We start from the raw sequence: 2,264 nt of genomic DNA on the forward strand, positions 1-2,264 counted from the left end.
CAATCCGAGGTGACCGATCAGGTTCTCCAGGAGGATATTATGAGTACGGCCCAGCTGTTAAAGATGGAGGGACACCAGGAGGGGCTTCAGGAAGGCATCCAGGAAGGGATGCGGGCAGGCATCCAGGAGGGGCTTCAGGAAGGGATGCGGGCAGGCATCCAGGAAGGTCTCCGGAAGGGCCGCCAGAAGGAGGCGCTTCTGGTTGCCCGCAGGCTGCTGGCAACAGGCATGACCCTGGAAGAAATCGCCCCGATTGTAGACTTCCCCCTGGCCGAGCTGCAGGCCCTGCTGGCCAGGGAGGATTAACCCTTCCCCTGGGGCCAGCACACACGCGTCAGGGACAGGAGGGGTGCCGAAGGCAGTCGGGGCCTGCTGGCCCCGACGGAACCCCCGCATGGCCCGACGGCAGCCGGTTTCGGCTGCCGGGACGCCCCCCCTCCCCTCATCAGGGTCAGGATGCGAATACGCTCGCTCCAGATGATTCTGCTTCCGGTTTTCCGATGACTGATCTGGTTGCCTGACCGCAGGCGTCAATGCAGGGTGCGGTATAGCAGATTTCAGGGGGCGTTCAACCCCTGAACGGCAGGGAGTTGAACGATGCGCGATCACTACTCTGATATTACCGTCTCGGCCCGATCGGGAGGAGCAGACAAGGCTGGCTCGCCTGAGCCGCCAGGCCATCGGAAAGGTAGCGTAAAATCAGTCCAAGAAAAGATCCGCACCCCCGTGAGCGTTGCGGTCATTTACCTCACCATGGGTGCGGGTATGTCCAATACCCCAGCTGCCGGGAAACTGCTCGGGGACTGCATTGCGCAGGTCAGAATTTTGCCCTGCTGCCCGACACACAGCCCGGCCGAGTCATAGCCGCGGTATTCCAGGCGCTTGCGGTCCTTCCAGGATAACTGCATCGGTTTTTTTGGGGCCGCAGTAGCCAATTATTCCGCACATAGGTTATTACTTCCTTGGTGGGGTGTTGTTTCACCACAATGATTACATTCTTCACTCTATGCGTTCCATCCAGGCGGTTGGATGCTGGCGAGGATGAGAGACCGCAATGACATAGACTTTCTCTTCTTCAACTCTGTATACGATTTTATACTGAAATCGCTTGGTTACAACAATCCTGAACTCACCATACCGTTTCTGAAAAAGCAGAGGATTATCCTGCAGTCTGGTCATCGTCGAGTAAACTTCGGCGAATAGTTCATCCCCAAGTCCCTGCCGCAACTGTTCATAGGATAACCGACCGTTCTCCAGATCATCGCCCACTGCATAATGTATCTCGAGACCGTAATTCATGCAGTAGACTGGCTGTGAAATCGTTCTTTCAATTGTTGGAGTGTCAGATTTCGTTCAGGGTGCTCCTGCATTTCTTTCCACCGCTTATCCACTAATGCTTTTTCATCATCAGTTAACTCATAATCGTCTTCAGTCGGACCCCAAACAGCTTCTACGATTTCCCGCTGTTCTTCCGGCGTATGCTTTCTGATTTCTTCTATGATCGCTTCTTTGGTCATGACGAGTCTCCCTGCTAACATTTTACCACAATATTGACGGTTTTTCGAATTGCAGTGGCTACAAGCATTCTTTCCAGGCTGTTTCACTCGAAAAAAGCGGATGCAGCCGGTGTGGATGTACCGGCTGCGACTATCATAATCGCACAACACGGATTGTTCGAGATCTACCGGTATTCGGTCAGGCGGTTGAATGGCCTGGCCTATACTGACTTCAGTAGACACGTATACTTGAACGATCCAGATGCGGAACAAGAAAACGATGCAACAGAAGAAGCGATTGTATAGTGACGAGCTCAAGAGTGAAGCCGTCAAAATGGTGAATGAACAGGGGCTCTCTCAGAGCGAGGTTGGGCTGCGGTTGTCGATACCGAAGGGCACCATCGCGAGTTGGGTAGTCGCCGCGAAATCGGGGAAAGGGTGATCCGTCGGTAGCTGAGCTTGCCGGGGTGGCTCTATCTGGCCGGGGTGAAGGACCAGCGGAATGCCGGGAGCCCCCCCCGCGTCAGGGACAGGAGAGGTGCCGCAGGCAGTCGGGGCCTGCTGGCCCCGACGGAACCCCCGCATGGCCCGACGGCAGCCGAAACACGCCCGCTCCACACCCCTCTGGTGACAAAGGGGCATCCGGAATATTCACCCCGAGGCAAGCACCAGAGCTCCCGGGGGCTTCCTGGTATCAGGAAGGTTGATATCAGGAAGCCCCATGAATATTGAACAGAGACCCCACGATTCCTTTTTCAGAAGCTACTT

The 2,264-nt window shown here is 55.5% G+C and carries 2 protein-coding genes and 2 pseudogenes; 2 read left to right on the forward strand and 2 right to left on the reverse strand.

Annotated elements, in window-relative coordinates:
* Positions 1-306, forward strand: a pseudogene (locus BW950_RS14595) (hypothetical protein); the annotation flags it as partial.
* A gap of 693 nt (positions 307-999) precedes the next feature.
* Here the strand turns inward: BW950_RS14595 and BW950_RS15625 are convergent.
* Both BW950_RS15625 and BW950_RS14610 read right to left on the reverse strand, forming a co-directional pair.
* Complete coding sequence (locus BW950_RS15625) at positions 1,000-1,299, reverse strand: type II toxin-antitoxin system RelE/ParE family toxin (protein ID WP_076490027.1); 300 nt, start codon at positions 1,297-1,299, stop codon at positions 1,000-1,002.
* Entirely contained in the window at positions 1,296-1,517 is a 222-nt protein-coding gene (locus tag BW950_RS14610; protein WP_076490028.1) for a hypothetical protein, read from the reverse strand. The genes BW950_RS15625 and BW950_RS14610 overlap by 4 nt, the downstream gene beginning before the upstream one ends.
* 259 nt (positions 1,518-1,776) lie before the next feature.
* Between BW950_RS14610 and BW950_RS14615 the strand changes: the two are divergent.
* Positions 1,777-1,932: pseudogene (locus tag BW950_RS14615) on the forward strand (transposase); the annotation flags it as partial.
* Between the last annotated feature and the right edge of the window lie 332 nt (positions 1,933-2,264).

The sequence above is a fragment of the Alkalispirochaeta americana genome, from assembly GCF_900156105.1.
GTDB lineage: Bacteria > Spirochaetota > Spirochaetia > DSM-27196 > Alkalispirochaetaceae > Alkalispirochaeta > Alkalispirochaeta americana.

Excerpts from the sequence above, each read along its gene's own strand:
- BW950_RS15625 (WP_076490027.1), bottom strand. The coding sequence starts at position 1,299 with ATGAATTACGGTCTCGAGATACATTATGCAGTGGGCGATGATCTGGAG.
- BW950_RS14610 (WP_076490028.1), bottom strand. The coding sequence starts at position 1,517 with ATGACCAAAGAAGCGATCATAGAAGAAATCAGAAAGCATACGCCGGAA.